Consider the following 18,997-nt stretch of genomic DNA (forward strand, 5'->3'; position numbering starts at 1 on the left):
AAATATAATTTTAAAAATTTACTTCCCCTTCACGAAAACACCTTTTCATTCCGCTCAATCATCCGCGTCATGTTTTTTTCAAACTCCAGCTGTTCTTCTGCGTTCAGTCCTGACGCTGTCAGCTGATCACTGAGCGTTTGAAGCTCTTCTAGTAAAAGACGCATAAGAAGTGCACAATCAATTGGTTCTCCAGTTAATTCTGATAAAGAAGCCATCGTATTTGGCTGTATATCAGGAAACACAGCCTTCACTTCTTCTCGTTTGTCCTTTAAAGCGGCATCATAAAAACGGCGGATTAAGTCGGCACGTTCCCGCCCGCTTCCATCTGCACACAAATAAATTTGCACAGCAACTCCACCGCGTAATCTACGCTGAGAAATGCCTGCAAATTTCTTTCCATTGATGCTTAGATCATAGCTGCCCGGACAATAAGAGCCGACAATCTCATAGGCTTCAATGTCCACCTCATACTTAGACAGCATCCGGCAGACCAATTCCACCATCGCATCATACCCGCGGTCAATATCAATGCCCTTCTTTTGTTCCGCAAAAATTAACGATACATTCAAGACACCTTCATCCAGCACCACAGCAAGGCCGCCTGAATTGCGTACAATAACGCGATACCCCTCTTCCTCAAGCAGTTTCACGCCATCTTGCAGAAATGGCAGTCTTGTATCTTGAATCCCAAGAACAATCGTATTGTGATGCACCCAAGAACGCGCAGTCGCTGGTGAGAGCCCCTTCCCGACCGACGCACAAAGCGTATCATCCATCGCAAAGGATTGCTTCGGGTCCACATAGAGACCTAGGCTCGATTGATCTATGATTCGCCATTTCGGCTGTGTCAGTAACTCAATAGGTTCATTTTTCATGTCCTGCATATCCTCTCGTTCATAAACTGTGTTTATTATAACATGGGATGAATGGAGGGAGAATCCGGAGTGATATTATCAAAAAAGCTCCATGACATTTGCGTCACAGAGCGTTTCAGTTGGATGATTTGTTTTTACTTTTCAGTGATTCATGCATTCTAGGCAATATAATCATTCAACGATACATCCCTCACTCACCCATTTCAGCAAGTTTTCAGTCATCAACTCTGCATGCTGAGGGTCCATTACACCAGCATCCACAATCCACACCTTTTTCTCCTCTTCGGCCTGACGCATGAGAAATACTCGCCCGCCGCCATCGTCGCCAATCGCCACATAGCCGCTTGCATATTGCTGAACCTCCCATGTTGCATTTCGTTCCGTAATGTCCTCAGTGCCGTATAGTAGGACATCGCCACCAATGGAACATCCATTTGTCTGTTTCAGCAAGTTTTTATAAGCATCGGGTAGCACCATGTTTAGTTGGGATTCTGCCTTTTTGATGTTTATATCAGTTTCTGGATTGTTGATGATTAGGCCTGGGATTTGGGATAAATCGACCATTTGGATCCTCCTAGATAAGTGCTATGTTTATGAAGTTTTGCTTTATCTTTAGATTTACTTAACAGGTCACTCAATCCACAATTATATTCCAATTTATGAATTTCCCCTTGTCCAATTCTCATATATTAATTGATCAATGGCAAAGTAAATCTTGAAAGGCTTTTAATAGTCTACTAGTAAATCTAGATAATATTTATCATCCTCTTGGATATTGGTTAAAAACTCCTCTAAAGAATTAGCGATTTGGATATCATAATAGTATATTGCGCTTCTATCCTTTTCATTCAATTCAATTGACATTAAAGCTGTCTCATTTGCTTCAAAAAATATTAATTTGTTATTCTCAAATTCATCATAGATTTCAATGTCTGGATAGAATTCAAAATCATTAGCCCTTAATCGAAAGTCTCTTACAGAATAAGGGTCCATAATACGATTAATGTTAAACTCAGACCCATTAATAAAACCGTAACCTACCTCTATATAAAAATTAATTAACTCCTTGGGAAACTTTAAATCAAGTTCCTTTTCAACATCTATTATTTCTTTTTCAGTTACTAAAAAAAAACTATTTTCTTCGTTTTTCTTAATAAACTCATATCTCATTATTTTTTAACTCCTTTAAATAATGTATTTGCTGGTGAACCTGCACCATGTATACCAGCTTGATGCTCATTTGGAAATTTTGCAGGATGCATATTCCACCATTCATGCTCCCCTCCAAAAGTATTTTCAATTATATGGTGAGCATCATACTTATCTCCTTTTTTTCTAATTACTTTACCGGTTTTTTCCGAAATAATATTTTCATTATACACTGGCCACTTTTGTCCAGTATTTCTTTCCCAATCTTTGATTACTTTATTTTTCAAACTGTCAAATTTCGCCCGATGCTTAGCCGTTTCTATGGGTGACATTTTGTTATACTCTTTATTTCTTAATGCTGCTTTCAAATTATCTATTTGGTTTTTAGGTAGCTCTCTTCCTGTTCGTCCTTCTATATCCCTAACATATTTTCTTATTGTGTTAGAATCTATCTTGCTCCCTGTACTAATAGTAACCCTTTTCACCGCATTCTTCCCTTGATCCATCTTAAAAACATATTTCCCTACCTTCACTATTTTAGCGATTGGGATAATTGAAGCTACGGACAGAACTTGGTCTGTTCTGCTGATGTTTTGGCTGGTTTCTGGGTCTTTGCCAGTAACGGCTCGATATCCGTCGTAGATGCCGCTGTATTCTAGGATGATGTTTTCGGCTGTTGAGACGACTTCACCGTCTAATATGCGTTTCGCGTTTCCTCGGCTGCGGCTTTCTGGGATTTTGTCTACTTCTTCTATTCTTACTTCACCGTTCGCGATATACGTTCGGATGATTTGTTTATTGGCGTAAACGGTGTATCGGCCGCCAATAAAATCAATATCGGATGAATCGGTGACGACTTCATCTGCGATATCGAATTCTTTTAATTTTTTAATGCCTTTGACGTTGTATAGTTTACCATTTATGACCCTGATGTCTCTATGAATCTTGTTTTTCCCGTTCACGGCTTCCCTTTGCAATGTCGTAAGGGATGGGTCGTTGACTGTGACTTGTTTGTTGATGTGTTTATGTGTGTCATCCAGAACAACCGTCTCCACATTCGTCTGTTCTTTCTCTCTCAGCTTCTTCAGCATGATCATCATCGGGTTGTCTTTCGGGTTGTCTATTTTGTCATTCAATCCACTGATGGTGCTGCTCACTTTTTCTTCTTTTCCATCTTTGAAAATAGATCCCTTTTGATAGCTCGTGATGTCGATTTTTGGGCCGGTGAACATGGTACTTAAGGTATTTATGTATTGCTTCATTGTTTGAAGGGAGCTTGTGGTTTCATGTAAAGCGCTTGTCTGCTCTCTGTCAAATGCATGAAGCAGACCAATGGTTCTTGATGTCTCAAGCCATGCCTTTTGATAGTTCTGCTGAAAAGCTGATTCGTCTACATTTGGTAATTTAACAATATGACCAACTCTGCCAATGGCTTGGTTCACCTCTGATACGATTTCAGAAATCATTCGTTCAGCTTTTTTTAAACCTTGATCAAGTTCGTGTTCAATAAATGCTTGTGATATAAAGCTATGCCCGTTTGATTCAAGTGCATGAAGCGCCTGTTTTGTGCTTTTCAGCGCAGTGCTGTATTCCTCAATGACGACCTGAAAGAATTGCAGGAAGGGAATATGACATTCTGTATAAAAGGAGCGGATGGCTTGTCCCGCCTCTCCCTTTAGTGCGCCATCAAGTGAAATGATGTGATGGATTTGTTTTTCTATGGAGCTGATTTGTTGTGATTGCTGCTTTAATGTATTCAGCGTTTGGTCAATTCCGTTTATTAGCGCAAAGGCGTCAAGGGTTTTCATTGCGTTCTCCTTTATTTTCTTTTATTGCTGGAGGCAAGCGCCTTGTCCGTTTCGATCATGGTGTTCACCGCTTGTTCTGTTTGTACAAGCTGTTTCTGAAGAATGCCTATGTAGGATGTACTTAATTCGTTCAACTGTTGATTGATTCTTTCTAATGTATCTGCTGCTAGGAGCTGGTTTCTCCCTTTGATGGTTGTTGGAAGTTTTGTATTCATTTGAGCGCCTGATTGTTTGGTATGTTGTAAAACTCGTTTGATTTCACTGGCATCTATTTTGATTTCTCTACTCATGTGACTTCCCTCTTTTTTCTTCCAATTGTTTCTGCTTTTCTCTCTCTATTTTTCTTTCAACGGAATGGATCTCATGTTCTAACGAATGGATTTCCGATTTTAGGTCACTGATTTTCTCATCAATTCGATTCACTAGATTGGTCAGCTGTACACCTTTAATCTCTTGACTGGCGGATGCCATCTCGTCTCGAATGTCATCAAACGTATCTGCAAGATGGCCAAACCATGTATGTGATGTCAGATCTGGATGAGTGATTTTTTTACCAGCATCTGCCAGAGTCGATTTTGCTTCTTTTATTTCTTTTCGACACATGCTCAGTTCTATGATTTGTTCTTTTTTTATGGATATGTCTGCCTTTAACGAATACAAGGCTGTTGTATAACCGATGATAGCTCCAGACATCGTCAAACACCTCTATTCCTTAAATAGTCCTCCGTTATGTTACCATTTCCTAGCACAAGAGGCATATGATTGAAAACGAATTCAACGAAAAATGAATCGTACGTATTGGGTTTTTATACCTATTTCTCACGCGCAAAAAAAGCTGAATTCACCAACTGAATCCAGCTTTTGACGCTTATTTGATCGAATCACCAGCTGATGCTGATGGTTGATCGCTAAATGACGTGTCTTTCTTTTCAGAAATATAATGAAGAGAGAAACCAACAAGACTAAAAAAAGCGCTTAACACTAGTGTGGGATTTTTGAATAGGTTCGTACTTGCTATGATCAAATCTCCATTCTGCAAGAGAATCCCTAGTATTTGACCGAATACCAACAGGGTACCTGACGTTAAGAAAAGGACAAGCAGCACTTTAAATAAAAATTCCATCAATGCTCTCATGTGTTTCTCCTTTCTATACTGGAAGTATGCCCATTCCGATGAGCCAGCCAATTCCTACAATCGGCAGCATATAGTAAAGAATGAGCGGTATAAATGTTTTCTCCGGCCGGGCTCCTGCAAGACCAGAAGCGATGAAAATTGACCCAGATGCCGGCGGGGAAGCGCCTTCTGTTGATGAAAAAGCAAGAATGGCGACAACAGCGACAACAGGATCTACTCCGACTGAGATTAAAGCTGAAAATGAGACAAGCCCAACAGCTGTTAATGTGGCAGTTGAAGATAATGGTCCAGCCACCAGCGTGACAAGAACACCAACAATGAGCACCATGAGCCACTTCGGAATGGCAAGTACTGACGTGATTTGCGTCAAATCTTCTGCGAGTCCTAATTCAGCAAGCACCTGACTAGCAGCAACAGCAAACAGCATCAAGGCACCGATCGTTGTAAACTTAGGAATGGCCGACTTGAAAAACTGAGACCAATCTAACGCAGACGCTTTTTTTCTTCCAATTGTTAAGCTAATCAGCATCATGAGAATCGGAATCCACGTAATTAAAGAAATTTGATCCATTGCCTCTGGTCCAATGTTTGGATTACTTTTTAAGTAGTTTGCTAGCGGACCAATTGTGATGATGATAGGGATCAAGGCACCGAAAAAAATAAAAATCGATTTCCACCCTTGTTTCACAGCTTCTCTAAAGGGAACAATATCATCTGGCGGCATCGCTTGGATTTTATTCTTTTTCACCAGAATATACACCAAAATAAACCGGTATACGACTTGATACAGTCCTCCTATTAAAAGAGCAATATATAAATCACCTTCAGAGACAAGGGCTGCAACTGGTGCAAAGCCCAGCATGATAAACATGGAAGAGTTTGGCGGTAGCGCGGCTCCAAGTCCGCCATTCCCAGCTAGAATCGTGGCCGTATGGGTTCGGCTCCATCCTGATTTAATCATCCAAGAAGCCGTAATAGAGCCAGTGGCAGCTGTGTTTGCAGAATTTGAACCTGAAAGAGCACCTAAGACTGCTGAACCTAACGTACTCATATAAGCCGCTCCCCCAGGAAGCTTGCCGACAACCGAATTCAGGATGCGCAAGAGTGCGTGAATTAATTCCAGCTTTTCGATTAAATAGGCCATGAACACAAACGCAACGGCTGCATAAAGCACCTCATATGTGGATGCAAATTTTAAACCATCCCAGAACAGTCTAAGCGCATCCATTCCGCCAAACAAAGTGGTTGCAATAAAGCCTAACAGCATGGCTTCTCCCATATTTCGTTTCACGACGACATTCCATATAATGATGACGGCTATGAATACAATCAATGCAATAAAACCCATGTCGTTTCTTCGCCTCCCCTTTCTTAAATAAAACGCTTACAAAAATCACCCTTGCTGCATCACGTCAATGACCTCTTTCCAGCTGACCGGCTTTTTCCCATTAAACCGTTCAACGAATTGAAAGTCTGCTAATCTCTCTAGCTTCTGTTGTGCTGCCCGGGACATGCTCGCATCAATATGAGCTGAATCCAGCATTTCAATAGAGCCAAGTAATTCGACCGCTCGTCTTTTTGCATGTAATGCACTCCCTGTCACAAGACGATTCATCGTCTCTTCAAAACTTTTGCTGTCCAGCGTTTCGCTTAGTGAAGAAATCACTTGATCTTCGACATTATATTTTTTAGAAATTTCCAAAAATTCAACAAGTAAACCGACGATCCCTTTCATATAAATGCTTCTTATTAGCTTTAAGGCTGAAGCATCTCCAGGCTGATCACTGATTTTTGTAATATTCATACCGTATTCTTTCGTTAATTCAATGAATCGATCTGTTCCACTTCCGCTAGCAGTGATTGGAACCTTGTGTTTGTTAACCGGAAGAGATCCTAGCATGGCGGCATCTACAAATAGAGCTTCTTGCTTTTTAATTTCGTCTGCCACTTGTTTTTTAATATCTGGAGTTGATGCCGACACATCCACATATACTTGATTTTTTTTCAAACTTCCTAATACGGATTGAGCCACTTCTAGGGTTTTATTCGCTGGCACAGCCGCAATGACAATGTCAGATTTTGCAATGACTTCACTCACATTACTTGTTAATTCGACGCCTGTGCGGGCTGCTTTTTCTTTCATTGGTCCAGCAAGTTTCTCATTCTGTAATAGTACATCATACGCATAAAAATGATCTAATCCTTCTGTTTTCAATCCCGTTGACAGCTCATATGCAGCTTCTCCATAACCGATAAAGCCTATCTTCATCACAGATTCCCCTATCTCTGGAATTTTTTCATTCTGCCCTCTAGCCATGCAGGCGCTAAGAGACTGATATCCTGCTTTCCTTCGCTCATATAATGTTGAATGGTTTTTAATCTTTGATGTTCATATGCTTGTTTCTCTTCAGCCAACGACAGCATCTCTTCTGCTTTCTCCTTCGGAACAATCACCACTCCATCATCATCTGCAACGACTAAGTCACCTGGTGATACTTTGACCCCTCCACACGAGATGATTCCATTCAATTCACCAGGCCCATCCTTAAAAGGTCCATTCGGCGTGAATCCCTTACTATAGATTGGAAAAGCTAATTCCTCTAAAGCGACTTTATCGCGGACAAGACCGTCGATCACGATTCCTTCTATTCCAACAGCTTTTGCTGAACCGGCCATCAATTCTCCTAAATATGCGTGACCCCTATGATCTTTCCCATCAACGATGAGTACATCGCCTACTTGTGCAGAATAAATCGCTTGGTGAAGAAACAGATTATCTCCTGGCCGTAAGCTCACGGTAAAAGCTGTGCCGACTACATTCATGCCTCTCGCAACTGGTTTGATTTGATGATCCATCGCGCCGGTGCATCCCATCACGTCTGACAACAAGGTTGAGTTAAGCTTTCTTGCCCTAGCTATAAGATCATTTGACACGAAATGAACAGTACTCATTGTTTCCATCATCCCCTTCGAGTTATATTCATTACATTTAATTCATTTAAAGTAATATATATTACTTTCGTGATATGATCATACCATCTCATTTTTAATTAGTAAAGCGCTTTCAAAAAAATAAAAAATGAGTTATCACACGACTATTGTGTTGTGTGATAACTCATTTTCGTTAACATATGATTGATTTGATCTAAACGTGGTTTTGTTCTTTCTGGATCATTCATCGCTAATGCACTTAAGATGAAATCGACGATAAAGATAGCAGATACGACAGAGTTATGAGAGCCTACACTTGCTGAGGAACACGGTAATACATATTGTGCATATTTAGTTAGTGGAGAGCTGTAGCTGTCTGTAATTAAAAGGACTTCCACCCCATAAGACTTTGCTGCTTCCATCAAATCCTTCATACGCTTTGCATAACGCGGATAGCTCACCGCTATAATGAAATCACTCGAGTTGAAATGAACCAAATCATCCACCCAGTCACTTTGATCTGCATCAATATACTGGCAATTCCCCAATAGCCGATTGATTCCTAACGACATGTATTCGCCAACAGGTCTTCCACTTCGGACACTTGTACACAAAACGTGGCGCGCATTGGCTATTTTCCCAACAATTTGCTGAAAGGTTTCTTCCGTGATATTGTCCAATGCGTACTGGATATTTTGAAATTGCAATTCTACATGGTTATGCAGGAGCTTACTCTTATTTGAATGCTTGAGATTCGCCTCAAGTCTTGTTTGAGGGTCGGCTTTATGCTTCATCGCTGATTGGAGCTCTTTTTGAAACTCAGAAAAACCAGAATACCCCACAGCAGCAGAGAAGCGCATGATGGTTGCTGTACTCGTCCCGACTTTTGACGCCAATTTATCGACAGTTAAAAAAGCGACCTCCATTGGATGTTGTACGATATAATCTGCAATTCTCCTCTGTGCATCGGTTAAAAAAGCGACCTTATGCTGAAGCTTATGTATTAAATCCTCCATTTTAGCACCTGCCCATCCTATCGGCTTTATCTACGATCAGATTGTTTTCTTTCTATATTGTACACATTTGTCCAAAATAAAAAAACAGCCAGCACGAATCTATCGCGCTGACTGCTTTAGCCGAGATGCTATTTTATAGTGCTTGAGCTGCTGTGATAAGTGCAAGATTGTAAACGTCTTCAGCATTACAGCCTCTTGAAAGGTCGTTTACTGGTTGGTTTAAGCCTTGCAAGATTGGACCTACAGCTTCAAAGTTACCTAAGCGCTGTGCAATTTTGTAGCCGATGTTTCCAGCTTCTAGACTAGGGAAAACAAATACGCTAGCATCGCCTTTAATGACGGAATCTGGTGCTTTTTTCGCTGCTACTGAAGGAACGAAAGCTGCATCGAATTGGAATTCTCCATCAAGTACAAGCTCAGGTGCCTTTTCTTTTGCAATGCGAACTGCTTCAGAAACTTTTTCTGTTTCGTCTGATTTTGCTGAGCCTTTAGTAGAGAAGCTAAGCATTGCCACACGTGGTTCGATGTCGAACATTTTGGCTGTGTTTGCACTTTCGATCGCAATTTCAGCTAGATCTTGGCTATCTGGTGCAATGTTGATTGCACAATCAGCAAACACATATTGCTCTTCACCACGAGCCATGATGAAGACGCCAGATGTTTTCTTTACGCCTTCTTTTGTTTTAATGATTTGAAGTGCTGGGCGTACTGTGTCAGCAGTTGAGTGTGCTGCACCGCTCACAAGTCCGTCTGCAAGACCTTTGTACACAAGCATCGTACCGAAGTAGTTTTCATCTAGTAATGCTTTTCTTGCTTGCTCTTCTGTTGCTTTGCCTTTACGTCTTTCTACGAAAGCTTGTACAAGCTCTTCAAAACCTTCATATGTATGAGGATCATACACGTCAACACCATCAAGTGTAAGACCTAATTCTTTTGCTTTTGCTTCAACTTCTTGTGTTTTACCTACAACAATTGGCTGCAAGACTTTGCCATCTGCTAGTTTTTGAACGGCTGTTAGAATGCGTTCGTCCATTCCCTCAGGAAAAACGATCTTTACTCCTTTACCTGCAACCTTTTCCTGAACTGTTGAAAAAATATCTGCCACTTATATACCCTCCTTGATTTTACAAAAAAAGCGTTCTCTTTCAAGCATACTCTTCTTCTACATAAATTCAAACTACCAACTTACATTATAGCGCTTACAAATTAAATTCTTATTTTTCAAACTAATTTAATCAATTTCCATAAAAGCTGACTTCGTCGTTCAAGTTTTGATCACATCTCCATTTGGACAAACTATGTTATAGTTGGAACAGATGGAAAACTGTAAATAGGAGTGAAATAAATGAGCGAACAACATACAACCAATGAAGCAGCTCAGACACTAGACGGCTGGTATGCACTGCATGATTTTAGAACCTTTGACTGGACAGCTTGGAAGCTGCTGACAAGTGATGAGCGCCAAGCGATTCTTCATGAGTTCACAGGTCTATTAGAAAAATGGAAAACAGCTGAGCACGATAAGGCTGGAAGCCAAACAATCTATAGTATTGTCGGCCAAAAAGCAGATATTATGCTCATGATTTTGCGTCCAACCATGGAAGAACTGGGTGAAATTGAACTTGAATTCAACAAAACACGACTAGCAGAGTTTACGATCCCAGCTTATTCGTACGTTTCAGTTGTTGAACTTAGCAACTACTTAGCAGGAGGCGGAGATGGCGGAGATCCTTACGAAAACCCGCATGTACGTGCACGTCTATACCCAGAGCTCCCTTCTTCTCAATACGTGTGCTTCTATCCAATGGATAAAAGACGTTCCGGCAATGACAACTGGTACATGCTCTCTATGGATGAGCGTAAATCACTCATGAGAAGCCATGGCTTAATCGGCCGCAGCTATGCTGGTAAAGTAAAGCAGATCATTACAGGCTCCGTCGGTTTTGATGATTATGAGTGGGGCGTCACTCTTTTCTCTGACGATGTGCTTCAATTCAAAAAATTGGTTTATGAAATGCGCTTTGATGAAGTCAGTGCACGCTACGGCGAATTTGGTTCCTTCTTTGTCGGAAACCGATTAGCAAACGAGCAGCTGGCATCTTATTTTCATGTATGATAAACTCTTAAGGCTTCGGATCTTTCCGAAGCCTTTTTATGTATTTTTTTAGAAGGGTGATCACATCATGAAAAACTTCCCCATCGCTATTTTTGCATTAACGCTCGGTGCGTTTTCAATTGGCATGACTGAATTTGTCATTATGGGACTTTTGCCAAACGTCGCAAACGACCTTCATGTATCTATCTCTGCTTCAGGGCAGCTGATTACTGGATATGCACTTGGTGTGGCAGTTGGCGGACCTATTTTAACTTTATCGACTGGGAAAATGTCGAGGAAACGTCTTCTCATTTTATTAATGATCCTGTTCGTGGCGGGAAATGCTGTTGCTGCTGTATCAACCTCTTATGGTCTATTAATGGCCGCACGTATTTTGACATCATTTGCTCACGGGACCTTCTTTGGCGTCGGGGCGATCATGGCTGCACGGCTTGTACCTAAGGAGAAAAGTGCAAGTGCGATCAGCTTCATGTTTACAGGACTGACGGTCGCCAATGTGCTGGGTGTGCCGTTCGGTACATTCATCGGAAATCAATTCGGCTGGCGTATGTCGTTTCTCGTCATTGCCGTTATTGGGCTCATTTCCTTAATCGGTATCATCAGCTTAGTACCCAATCAATCGAAGGAAGAAGTACTGGATATTCGAAATGAAGTGTCTGTATTGAAAAAACCACAAGTGCTCGTCTCTTTTGCAATGACGATCTTTGGTTTTGCAGGTGTGTTTACAGCCTTTACGTATATCAGCCCAATCCTGCTCCAAGTGACTGGTTTTCAGGAAAATGGAGTGACGCTTATCCTTGTTCTCTTCGGACTTGGGGTCACTATTGGAAATTTAGTTGGTGGAAAGCTTGCCGACTGGAAGCTGATGCCGAGTATTATCGTGTCCCTGATCCTGCTAATGGCTGTCCTGTTATTGTTTACAATCACTTCCGAATTCAAAGTGCCTGCTGTGCTGACCATTTTTGTGTGGGGAATCATTTCATTTATTCTTGTTCCTACCTTGCAATACCGCACGATGAACATGGCACATGAAGCACCGACACTCGCATCAACGCTTAGTCATTCTGCCTTTAATATCGGGAATGCCGGCGGTGCAGCGCTTGGCGGTCTTGCCATCGAAATCACACATTTACAGCTTGTTCCGTTATTTGCTGCAGCTGTAACCTTCATTGGACTTATCATTACGATCATGAGCTATCAGTCAGATAAACGAACAAAAAGGGCCTGAGTCAGGTCCTTTTTTACTTCACCACGGTCATTTCTGGCTCTTCTATTGGTTTCACACGTTCCTGAATGGGATGAGAAAAAGAGTGCCCTGATAAGACGATATGAGATACTGTTTTTGTAAACCCAGACACTGCCTGAATAAAGGCTTCAATTTCTTCAAGGGAAACGACTGACAGCTTAATGAAAAAGCATGACTGCCCTGCCACTCGATAAGCAAAAAAAGCGCGTGGGTGCTGATTCATAAAAGCCACAAAACGTTGATACTCCCCGTTTAGCACTGTGACTTCCAGCAGGCAGTCAATCATAAGCCCTAATTTTTTATAGTTAACCTGAACCGAATACCCTTCGATAATCCCTGCATCCTCTAATTTACGCACTCTTTCTGCTACCGCAGGTGCGGATAAATTGACCCGCTTGGACAATTCCCTCATAGATAAGCGGGCATCTTCTTTCAATTCATTTAAAATATGCACATCAACATCGGTGATTTTCATTCGTACCTCTCCTATCCAAAAATCGTTCCATTTGAAAAGTATTTTATGATAATACTTATGATGCGAAATGTAAAATAAAACTAAATAATGGTAGAATTTATTTTAACGGAATTGAATGAAAAAGCAAGTTTGGAGGGATCACCTGATGAAAGAATCTTTAGACAGCCAGGCTTCTAAAACATTTCCCATCACACTTGCCATTGCGCTCACACTTGGCGTCTTTGCGGCGGGATCGGAAGAACTGGTGATTTCACCACTGCTGCCTGATTTATCAAACTCCTTTCAGCACTCTCTTGATATTCTCGCCCTTTCCATCAGCATTTATGGGTTAGCTGTGCTGGTTGGAGCCCCGCTGCTTGTTCCTTTAGGGGACCGGTATTCAAGGGAGCTATGCCTGATTATCGGGCTTTCTTTCTTTTTGATTGGCACCGTAATGTGTGCGGCTGCCCCGAATCTGGCCGTATTTTTTGCAGGCCGTGCTATTTCTGGGCTGGCGACCGGTGTATTTGTGCCAACAGCCTATGCGCTTGTGGGTGACCGGGTTCCTTATGAATATCGAGGCAAAGTGATGGGGCTCATTGTGTCGAGTTGGTCTCTTTCTCTTGTCCTTGGTGTACCAATTGGCGCCTTCATCGGGCAGAGTTTAAACTGGCGATGGACCTTTTGGATTTTCGCCATCATGAGTCTCATTGTCCTGCTGCTCGTCATCCTTGAATCTCGTAAACAAACCGCCACAGCGAATACAGGAACACCTCAAGCTAGGGAGAAAGCTGGCTCTTTATGGGGAGCTTTGAAAATTGATCGTGTCCCCGCCTATTTGACCGTGACATTTTGTAATATGCTTGGATTTTATGGCATGTACTCGTTTTTAGGAGCGTATCTGCAAAGTTTGTTTTCTGGAGGGCAATCGACGGCAGGACTTCTGATCATGGCTTACGGTGTCGGTTTTTCTATGAGTGTATTTACAGGGAAATTAGCAGACTGGTTTGGCAAAACTCGTTCTCTTTTCTTTGTGCTGGGCGGCATTACGCTCGTTCTCGCCTTACTTCCTTATGCTCCTTTCTCATGGACATTGCTGATTTTTGCCCTATTTATTTGGGGTGCCATGCAAAGTTTATCTGTCACGCTTTTGAGCACTGTTCTAAGTGACTGCTCCCAAACCCACCGAGGCAAAGTGATGGCTTTTTACAGCCTTGCGTCCAATCTTGCCGTTATGCTTGGTTCCGCTCTTATGGGACCTGTCTATGTCCATTTCGGCTATCATACGGTAGGGCTTGTATGTGCTCTCGTTACGCTTGTTGGTTTTCTTATTAGCTTCGTCAGCTATAAACGTGAACGAACCTTACAGCAGAAACATAAAAACACATTTGAAACGTAAGTTCAATTCACTGCACATCTAGGTATGTGCAGTTTTTTAGATCAATTTTTAATATCATCATAAAATACATTTTTTATAAATTTTGTTGACAATTGCCAATTTTATTTTTTATAATCTAGTAAAAATTTGAAAAAGATTGGATGGTAAACATGATCTTAAAGAATGATGTTTTTCATTTCAAAGAAGAGCCCATCGTTTCACCTAAGATGTTTACAGTCAATACACTAGGCCCTAAGGGGACAAGCAGTGAATACGCAGCAAAACACTTCATCTCTCATTCCACCACTACTCTCGGCACTCATACGAAACTATCCCTTTATGACACATTCGAAACTTGCATTGAACATACTCTCTCTCACGCACTCCAATACACTCTCGTTCCACACGCATACGAAGGAATCAAACACTTCTACATGAGACCTGACCTGCAGCTCTTACAAATTTTCAGATGTGACACACCCATGTATGGCTTGGCTGTCAGACCAGATTTTCCATTTCAAGAACAAATGCTCCACCATTTAAAAATTGTCTCTCACCCTGCACCTGTCAATTTGATTCAATATTTCATTCACCAAAATGCTGAATTTGAGCTAGTCAATTCGACAAGTACTGCCGCACAAAAAGTAAGAGACGGCGAATTTGATTTCGCTTTAACCAATGAGGTAGCCAGAGCCACATATGGCCTCACCTTCGTTCGAACGTTTAAAAGTATTCCTATGAGCTGGTCCATATTCGGAAAAGGAGAGATATAATATGCAAACTGAACAAAAAACGCAAGAACGATATTTTCCACAAGCCAAAAAAATAGAATGGGAGAATGGTGTCACACAATATTCCACGGTCAGAGGTGATACGGAAGTGCTCATCTCATACATCCCTCCTCACACGATCATTAAACCTCACGAGCATCCCGAAGCACAAATCGGCATCGTATTAAAAGGCGAGCTTCAAATGACAGTCGGCCCATCGACCCAATTGCTTACCCCTTTAGAATCAGCGTATATCGCACCACCTTTTGTCCCTCACGGCGCTTCTAACCTGACAGATGAAGAAGTGATTGCTATTGATATTAAGAGATTAAAAGATGGCGAGGAATACACGGCGCCTCCTACTTATTTCTTAGACATTTTCAAAACACGAGATTTACTTCCTGGCATGGAAGTGACCTTTTTTGTTGAGGATTGGATGGAGCTCATGATAGCCAACATTCCTGGAAATGGCGGAGAAATGCCTTTTCACAAACACCGGAATGAACAAATCGGCATTTGCATTAGCGGAGGTTATGATATGACGATTGAAGGCTTTACAGAGAAAATGGAATTTGGTACTACCTACTTTTGTGACCCTAGGGAAGACCACGGTGCGATAAATCCAAAGCTGGAAGCATCAAAGTCTATTAATCTCTTCTTCCCTCCCCGCTATAATCGGTTGAAGCCAAAAGCGTCTAAGGTGAAGAAATGAACCTCGATGGAAAAGTCGTCCTGATTACAGGAGGTGCATCGGGAATTGGGCTTGCTGCAGTCAAGCTTTTCCTTGAGCACGGAGCAAAAGTCGCAGTGGCTGACATCAATGAAAAAAGCGGCAAACAGCTCGTCGAATCATTGGCGCACGAGCATGTTGCGTTTTTCAAAACAGATATTACGAATGAGTCTGACTGTCAAAAAACCGTTCAGTCTGTGCTGACCCAGTTTGGGACAATCGATGTGCTGATTAACAATGCAGGCATTGAAATTGTCTCTCCCATTCACGAGATGACACTGGAGGATTGGAATCACATTGTACAGGTCAACCTGACGGGTGTATTTCTCATGAGTAAGCATGCTTTGCCGCATATGCTTGAAAAAAAAAGCGGAAGTATTATCAATACCGGATCTGTCGGGGGTCTTGTCGGCTGGCCTGACATCCCTGCCTATAACGCAACAAAGGGCGGTGTCATCCAGCTGACCAAATCGATGGCGGTCGACTATGCCGCCCATCAAATCAGAGTGAACTGTATCGCCCCAGGCATTATTGATACACCATTAAATGAAAAATCCTTTTCAGACAATCATTCAGAAAGCCTTGAGGTTGTTAAAAAGGAAAAAGCAAAGGTGAACCCATTACTTCGTCTCGGAAAACCCGAAGAAATTGCGGGCGTCATGCTGTTTCTCGCCTCTGATCTATCCAGCTATATGACTGGAAGTGTTGTCACAGCAGATGGCGGTTACACCGCTAGATAAAAAGGAGTGCTTTCATTGAGTAAAAAAACCGTACTTGTCATTGCTGATCTAGGAGGATGCCCGCCCCATATGTTTTACGAAAGCGTGGCTGCATCGTATCATATCGTTTCTTATATCCCGAGACCTTTTGCTATTACAAAGGGACACGCTGAGCTAATCGAAAAATACTCTATTGCGGTCATCAAAGATCGAGATTATTTTGACAAAAACCCTTCTTTTGAACACCCAGATTCGATTTACTGGGCACATGATGATTATCTAAAATCCGAGGAAGAGGTGGTGGACGACCTAGTTCGCGTCGCTTCCTTTTTCAAAGCGGATGCGATCACCACCAATAATGAATTATTCATTGCACCAATGGCAAAAGCCGCTGAGCGACTTGGGCTGCGCGGCGCTGGGGTAAAGGCAGCTGAATTAGCGCGTGATAAAAGCCAAATGAGGGCTGCATTCAACGCAGCTGGGGTCAAAGCAGTAAAAACTCAGCCTGTCACGACTTTAGCTGATTTTCAGCAAGCCATTGAACATATTGGTACACCGCTTATTTTAAAGCCTACATATTTAGCAAGCTCCATTGGCGTGACCCTTTTTCATGACCGATCCGGCAGTGATGATCTCTTTTTAAACGTACAATCCTATTTGCAAACCATTCCCGTTCCAAACGCTGTGACGTATGAAGCACCGTTTGTCGCTGAAACGTACTTAGAGGGGGCTTACGAGGATTGGTATCAAGACGACGGCTATTCTGATTATGTCAGTGTAGAAGGATTAGTTGTTGAGGGTGAATATATCCCTTTTGTCATTCATGATAAGACCCCTCAAATCGGCTTTACTGAAACGGCTCATATCACTCCGTCGATCCTAGACAATGAAGCCCAGCAAATCATCATTGAGGCAGCGAGGAAAGCAAATGAAGGATTAGGTCTTGAAAACTGTGCCACTCATACAGAAATCAAGCTTATGAAACATCGAGAAACCGGACTGATCGAATCAGCAGCTAGATTTGCTGGCTGGAATATGATTCCGAATATCAAAAAGGTCTTTGGGGTGGATATGGCTAAGTTGCTGATTGATGTATTAGTCGATGGAAAAAAAGCTAATTTGCCAAAAGAACTACTTTCTGGACATACGCATTATGTAGCAGACTGTCATTTATACCCTCAGCATTTCAAAGAGAGCGGACACATTCCGCCTGAGGCCACACACATCACCATTGATCATGTGCATATTCCGCAGGACACTTTAGTTGGAGATACTGTCATCATCAGCGAATCTGTCCCACCTAAAGGAACCTTTGTAGATCTATCTTTATTTGAAGCATTTAATGGCATCGTGTCTCTTGAATTAAAAGGGTCGTCTTCTCAGGATGTTGCCGCCTCCATCCGTAACATTCAAAAGCAGGCAGCCATTCAGTTAATGGATGAATTAGTGAAGGGATAAGAAAGAGAGGATGTCGTGGTGAAGATCTTACCATCTAACATGATTGAACGGCTGCCAGAACAAAAATTTGGAACCGTATTTGAGAAAATTGCGCATAAAACACAACACGGAGCGAACATTGTGAACCTTGGTCAGGGAAATCCTGATCTTCCTACTCCGGCGCACATTGTGAATGCCCTTCAAGAGGCAGCAGGCTCTTTGCAATTTCAGCAATATGCACCTTTTAGAGGCTTTGACTTTTTCAAGCAAGCCATTGCAGATTTCTACAGAAAGGAATTCGGCATTGAGGTTGACCCGAAGAAGGAAATTGCCCTTTTCAATGGAGGAAAAACAGGGCTTTATGTGATGAGTCAGTGCCTGCTTGATCCAGGGAATATTGCCCTCGTCCCCGATCCGGGATACCCAGAATATCATTCAGGTATCTTGATGGCGGACGCAAAGCCACATTGCATCCAGCTTGAAAAGAAAAATGGCTATTTGCCGAATTTCTCTTCAATTGATCCAGACGTGTTAAAAAAGGCAAAGGTGCTTTTCTTAAATTATCCGAATAACCCAACTGGTGCTGTGGCGAATGAAGCTTTTTTTGAAGAGGCTGCAGAATTTGCGTCCGCTCACGATCTGCATGTGATTCATGATTTTGCTTATGGTTCCTTTCATTATGAGCAAAAACCAGTGAGCTTTCTAAAGGCTCCTCTTGGGAAAAACGTAGGAGTGGAATTATATTCTTTATCCAAAACATTCAATATGGCAGGATGGAGAGTCGCTTTTGCTGTAGGCAATGAGGACATCATTCATGCCATTAACGCCTTCCAGGATCATGTGTTTGTCAGTATGTATGGTGGATTTCAGCATGCCGCCACCGTCGCTTTACAAAGTGATGACTGTCATATTCAATCATTGAAAGAAGTCTACATTGAACGAATGGCTTTCTTCATCCGTCAAGCGGAGAAGCAGCTTGGCTGGACCATTGAACGTCCAGCCGGCGCCTTTTATTTGTGGGCACCGATTCCTGATGATTTCGAGGATTCTCATGCATTTGCCGACTATTTACTCGAGCATGCAAATGTCGTCGTGACGCCTGGGGGTGTGTTTGGAACACATGGAAGACATCATGTCCGCATCTCAATGGTGGCGCCAATTGAACAGCTTGCCCTTTTTATCGATCGGCTGCATATACTGCCGATTCGTTTTCATCAAAAAACCCGCATATAG

21 protein-coding genes are annotated in these 18,997 nt (G+C 42.0%); 8 read left to right on the forward strand and 13 right to left on the reverse strand.

What is annotated here, in order from left to right; all coding sequences use genetic code 11:
* Positions 1-29 precede the first annotated feature (29 nt).
* From lipL to pta, 12 genes are all read right to left on the reverse strand, one after another.
* On the reverse strand, positions 30-875 hold the full coding sequence (lipL, locus tag QRN39_RS13990; RefSeq protein ID WP_253622057.1) for an octanoyl-[GcvH]:protein N-octanoyltransferase: 846 nt from the start codon (positions 873-875) through the stop codon (positions 30-32).
* 171 nt (positions 876-1,046) lie between these two features.
* Complete coding sequence (locus QRN39_RS13995) at positions 1,047-1,439, reverse strand: SMI1/KNR4 family protein (RefSeq protein ID WP_284907450.1); 393 nt, start codon at positions 1,437-1,439, stop codon at positions 1,047-1,049.
* A 162-nt stretch (positions 1,440-1,601) separates the two neighbouring features.
* Positions 1,602-2,045 (reverse strand): SMI1/KNR4 family protein, encoded by a 444-nt coding sequence (locus QRN39_RS14000; RefSeq protein WP_050944474.1) that lies wholly within the window; start codon positions 2,043-2,045, stop codon positions 1,602-1,604.
* On the reverse strand, positions 2,045-3,832 hold the full coding sequence (locus QRN39_RS14005) for a T7SS effector LXG polymorphic toxin (protein WP_284907451.1): 1,788 nt from the start codon (positions 3,830-3,832) through the stop codon (positions 2,045-2,047). The genes QRN39_RS14000 and QRN39_RS14005 overlap by 1 nt, the downstream gene beginning before the upstream one ends.
* Positions 3,833-3,843: 11 nt before the next feature.
* The gene (locus tag QRN39_RS14010) at positions 3,844-4,122 is read right to left on the reverse strand and encodes a YwqI/YxiC family protein (RefSeq protein ID WP_050944476.1); all 279 of its coding nucleotides are present in this window, start codon (positions 4,120-4,122) and stop codon (positions 3,844-3,846) included.
* The gene (locus QRN39_RS14015) at positions 4,115-4,525 is read right to left on the reverse strand and encodes a YwqH-like family protein (RefSeq protein WP_251190673.1); all 411 of its coding nucleotides are present in this window, start codon (positions 4,523-4,525) and stop codon (positions 4,115-4,117) included. Before QRN39_RS14015 ends, QRN39_RS14010 begins: the two co-directional genes overlap by 8 nt.
* A 175-nt stretch (positions 4,526-4,700) precedes the next feature.
* A complete protein-coding gene (locus tag QRN39_RS14020) occupies positions 4,701-4,967 on the reverse strand; it encodes a hypothetical protein (protein WP_003215032.1) in 267 nt (88 codons plus the stop codon).
* Positions 4,968-4,980: 13 nt separating this feature from the next.
* Positions 4,981-6,315, reverse strand: a complete 1,335-nt coding sequence (locus tag QRN39_RS14025) for a TRAP transporter large permease subunit (protein ID WP_003214816.1) — start codon at positions 6,313-6,315, stop codon at positions 4,981-4,983.
* A 45-nt stretch (positions 6,316-6,360) separates the two neighbouring features.
* Complete coding sequence (locus tag QRN39_RS14030; protein WP_050944478.1) at positions 6,361-7,236, reverse strand: prephenate dehydrogenase/arogenate dehydrogenase family protein; 876 nt, start codon at positions 7,234-7,236, stop codon at positions 6,361-6,363.
* Between the two features lie 11 nt (positions 7,237-7,247).
* Positions 7,248-7,919 carry an RraA family protein gene (locus QRN39_RS14035; protein WP_137054240.1) on the reverse strand — a complete coding sequence of 224 codons (672 nt, stop codon included), beginning with the start codon at positions 7,917-7,919 and terminating at the stop codon, positions 7,248-7,250.
* Positions 7,920-8,062: 143 nt separating this feature from the next.
* Positions 8,063-8,914, reverse strand: a complete 852-nt coding sequence (locus tag QRN39_RS14040; RefSeq protein WP_113767832.1) for a MurR/RpiR family transcriptional regulator — start codon at positions 8,912-8,914, stop codon at positions 8,063-8,065.
* A 133-nt stretch (positions 8,915-9,047) separates the two neighbouring features.
* Entirely contained in the window at positions 9,048-10,019 is a 972-nt protein-coding gene (gene pta / locus QRN39_RS14045; protein WP_003215086.1) for a phosphate acetyltransferase, read from the reverse strand.
* Between the two features lie 240 nt (positions 10,020-10,259).
* Here pta and hemQ point away from each other — a divergent pair, with 240 nt between their 5' ends.
* Complete coding sequence (hemQ, locus tag QRN39_RS14050; RefSeq protein ID WP_003215092.1) at positions 10,260-11,030, forward strand: hydrogen peroxide-dependent heme synthase; 771 nt, start codon at positions 10,260-10,262, stop codon at positions 11,028-11,030.
* A 67-nt stretch (positions 11,031-11,097) separates the two neighbouring features.
* Positions 11,098-12,258, forward strand: a complete 1,161-nt coding sequence (locus QRN39_RS14055; protein WP_268492339.1) for an MFS transporter — start codon at positions 11,098-11,100, stop codon at positions 12,256-12,258.
* Between the two features lie 13 nt (positions 12,259-12,271).
* Here QRN39_RS14055 and QRN39_RS14060 read toward each other — a convergent pair whose 3' ends face one another.
* Positions 12,272-12,751 carry an Lrp/AsnC family transcriptional regulator gene (locus tag QRN39_RS14060; protein WP_003214594.1) on the reverse strand — a complete coding sequence of 160 codons (480 nt, stop codon included), beginning with the start codon at positions 12,749-12,751 and terminating at the stop codon, positions 12,272-12,274.
* Between the two features lie 145 nt (positions 12,752-12,896).
* Between QRN39_RS14060 and QRN39_RS14065 the strand changes: the two genes are divergently transcribed.
* From QRN39_RS14065 to QRN39_RS14090, 6 genes are all read left to right on the forward strand, one after another.
* The gene (locus tag QRN39_RS14065) at positions 12,897-14,129 is read left to right on the forward strand and encodes an MFS transporter (protein ID WP_050944482.1); all 1,233 of its coding nucleotides are present in this window, start codon (positions 12,897-12,899) and stop codon (positions 14,127-14,129) included.
* A 149-nt stretch (positions 14,130-14,278) separates the two neighbouring features.
* Positions 14,279-14,881, forward strand: coding sequence for a hypothetical protein (locus tag QRN39_RS14070; protein ID WP_003215386.1), 603 nt, complete (start codon positions 14,279-14,281; stop codon positions 14,879-14,881).
* A 1-nt stretch (position 14,882) separates the two neighbouring features.
* Positions 14,883-15,590, forward strand: a complete 708-nt coding sequence (gene bacB / locus QRN39_RS14075; RefSeq protein ID WP_284907452.1) for a 3-((4R)-4-hydroxycyclohexa-1,5-dien-1-yl)-2-oxopropanoate isomerase — start codon at positions 14,883-14,885, stop codon at positions 15,588-15,590.
* A complete protein-coding gene (locus QRN39_RS14080; protein ID WP_251190668.1) occupies positions 15,587-16,348 on the forward strand; it encodes a glucose 1-dehydrogenase in 762 nt (253 codons plus the stop codon). The genes bacB and QRN39_RS14080 overlap by 4 nt, the downstream gene beginning before the upstream one ends.
* Before the next feature lie 15 nt (positions 16,349-16,363).
* The gene (gene bacD / locus QRN39_RS14085) at positions 16,364-17,785 is read left to right on the forward strand and encodes an alanine--anticapsin ligase (RefSeq protein WP_137054237.1); all 1,422 of its coding nucleotides are present in this window, start codon (positions 16,364-16,366) and stop codon (positions 17,783-17,785) included.
* Positions 17,786-17,803: 18 nt separating this feature from the next.
* The gene (locus QRN39_RS14090) at positions 17,804-18,997 is read left to right on the forward strand and encodes an aminotransferase class I/II-fold pyridoxal phosphate-dependent enzyme (RefSeq protein WP_284907453.1); all 1,194 of its coding nucleotides are present in this window, start codon (positions 17,804-17,806) and stop codon (positions 18,995-18,997) included.

The organism is Bacillus sp. lyk4-R2A-2 (assembly GCF_030209735.1).
Lineage (GTDB): Bacteria > Bacillota > Bacilli > Bacillales > Bacillaceae > Bacillus > Bacillus pumilus.

Coding starts and splice junctions, on each gene's coding strand:
- lipL (WP_253622057.1), bottom strand. CDS start 875: ATGAAAAATGAACCTATTGAGTTACTGACACAGCCGAAATGGCGAATC.
- QRN39_RS13995 (WP_284907450.1), bottom strand. CDS start 1,439: ATGGTCGATTTATCCCAAATCCCAGGCCTAATCATCAACAATCCAGAA.
- QRN39_RS14000 (WP_050944474.1), bottom strand. CDS start 2,045: ATGAGATATGAGTTTATTAAGAAAAACGAAGAAAATAGTTTTTTTTTA.
- QRN39_RS14005 (WP_284907451.1), bottom strand. CDS start 3,832: ATGAAAACCCTTGACGCCTTTGCGCTAATAAACGGAATTGACCAAACG.
- QRN39_RS14010 (WP_050944476.1), bottom strand. CDS start 4,122: ATGAGTAGAGAAATCAAAATAGATGCCAGTGAAATCAAACGAGTTTTA.
- QRN39_RS14015 (WP_251190673.1), bottom strand. CDS start 4,525: ATGTCTGGAGCTATCATCGGTTATACAACAGCCTTGTATTCGTTAAAG.
- QRN39_RS14020 (WP_003215032.1), bottom strand. CDS start 4,967: ATGAGAGCATTGATGGAATTTTTATTTAAAGTGCTGCTTGTCCTTTTC.
- QRN39_RS14025 (WP_003214816.1), bottom strand. CDS start 6,315: ATGGGTTTTATTGCATTGATTGTATTCATAGCCGTCATCATTATATGG.
- QRN39_RS14030 (WP_050944478.1), bottom strand. CDS start 7,236: ATGAAGATAGGCTTTATCGGTTATGGAGAAGCTGCATATGAGCTGTCA.
- QRN39_RS14035 (WP_137054240.1), bottom strand. CDS start 7,919: ATGAGTACTGTTCATTTCGTGTCAAATGATCTTATAGCTAGGGCAAGA.
- QRN39_RS14040 (WP_113767832.1), bottom strand. CDS start 8,914: ATGGAGGATTTAATACATAAGCTTCAGCATAAGGTCGCTTTTTTAACC.
- hemQ (WP_003215092.1), top strand. CDS start 10,260: ATGAGCGAACAACATACAACCAATGAAGCAGCTCAGACACTAGACGGC.
- QRN39_RS14055 (WP_268492339.1), top strand. CDS start 11,098: ATGAAAAACTTCCCCATCGCTATTTTTGCATTAACGCTCGGTGCGTTT.
- QRN39_RS14060 (WP_003214594.1), bottom strand. CDS start 12,751: ATGAAAATCACCGATGTTGATGTGCATATTTTAAATGAATTGAAAGAA.
- QRN39_RS14065 (WP_050944482.1), top strand. CDS start 12,897: ATGAAAGAATCTTTAGACAGCCAGGCTTCTAAAACATTTCCCATCACA.
- QRN39_RS14070 (WP_003215386.1), top strand. CDS start 14,279: ATGATCTTAAAGAATGATGTTTTTCATTTCAAAGAAGAGCCCATCGTT.
- bacB (WP_284907452.1), top strand. CDS start 14,883: ATGCAAACTGAACAAAAAACGCAAGAACGATATTTTCCACAAGCCAAA.
- QRN39_RS14080 (WP_251190668.1), top strand. CDS start 15,587: ATGAACCTCGATGGAAAAGTCGTCCTGATTACAGGAGGTGCATCGGGA.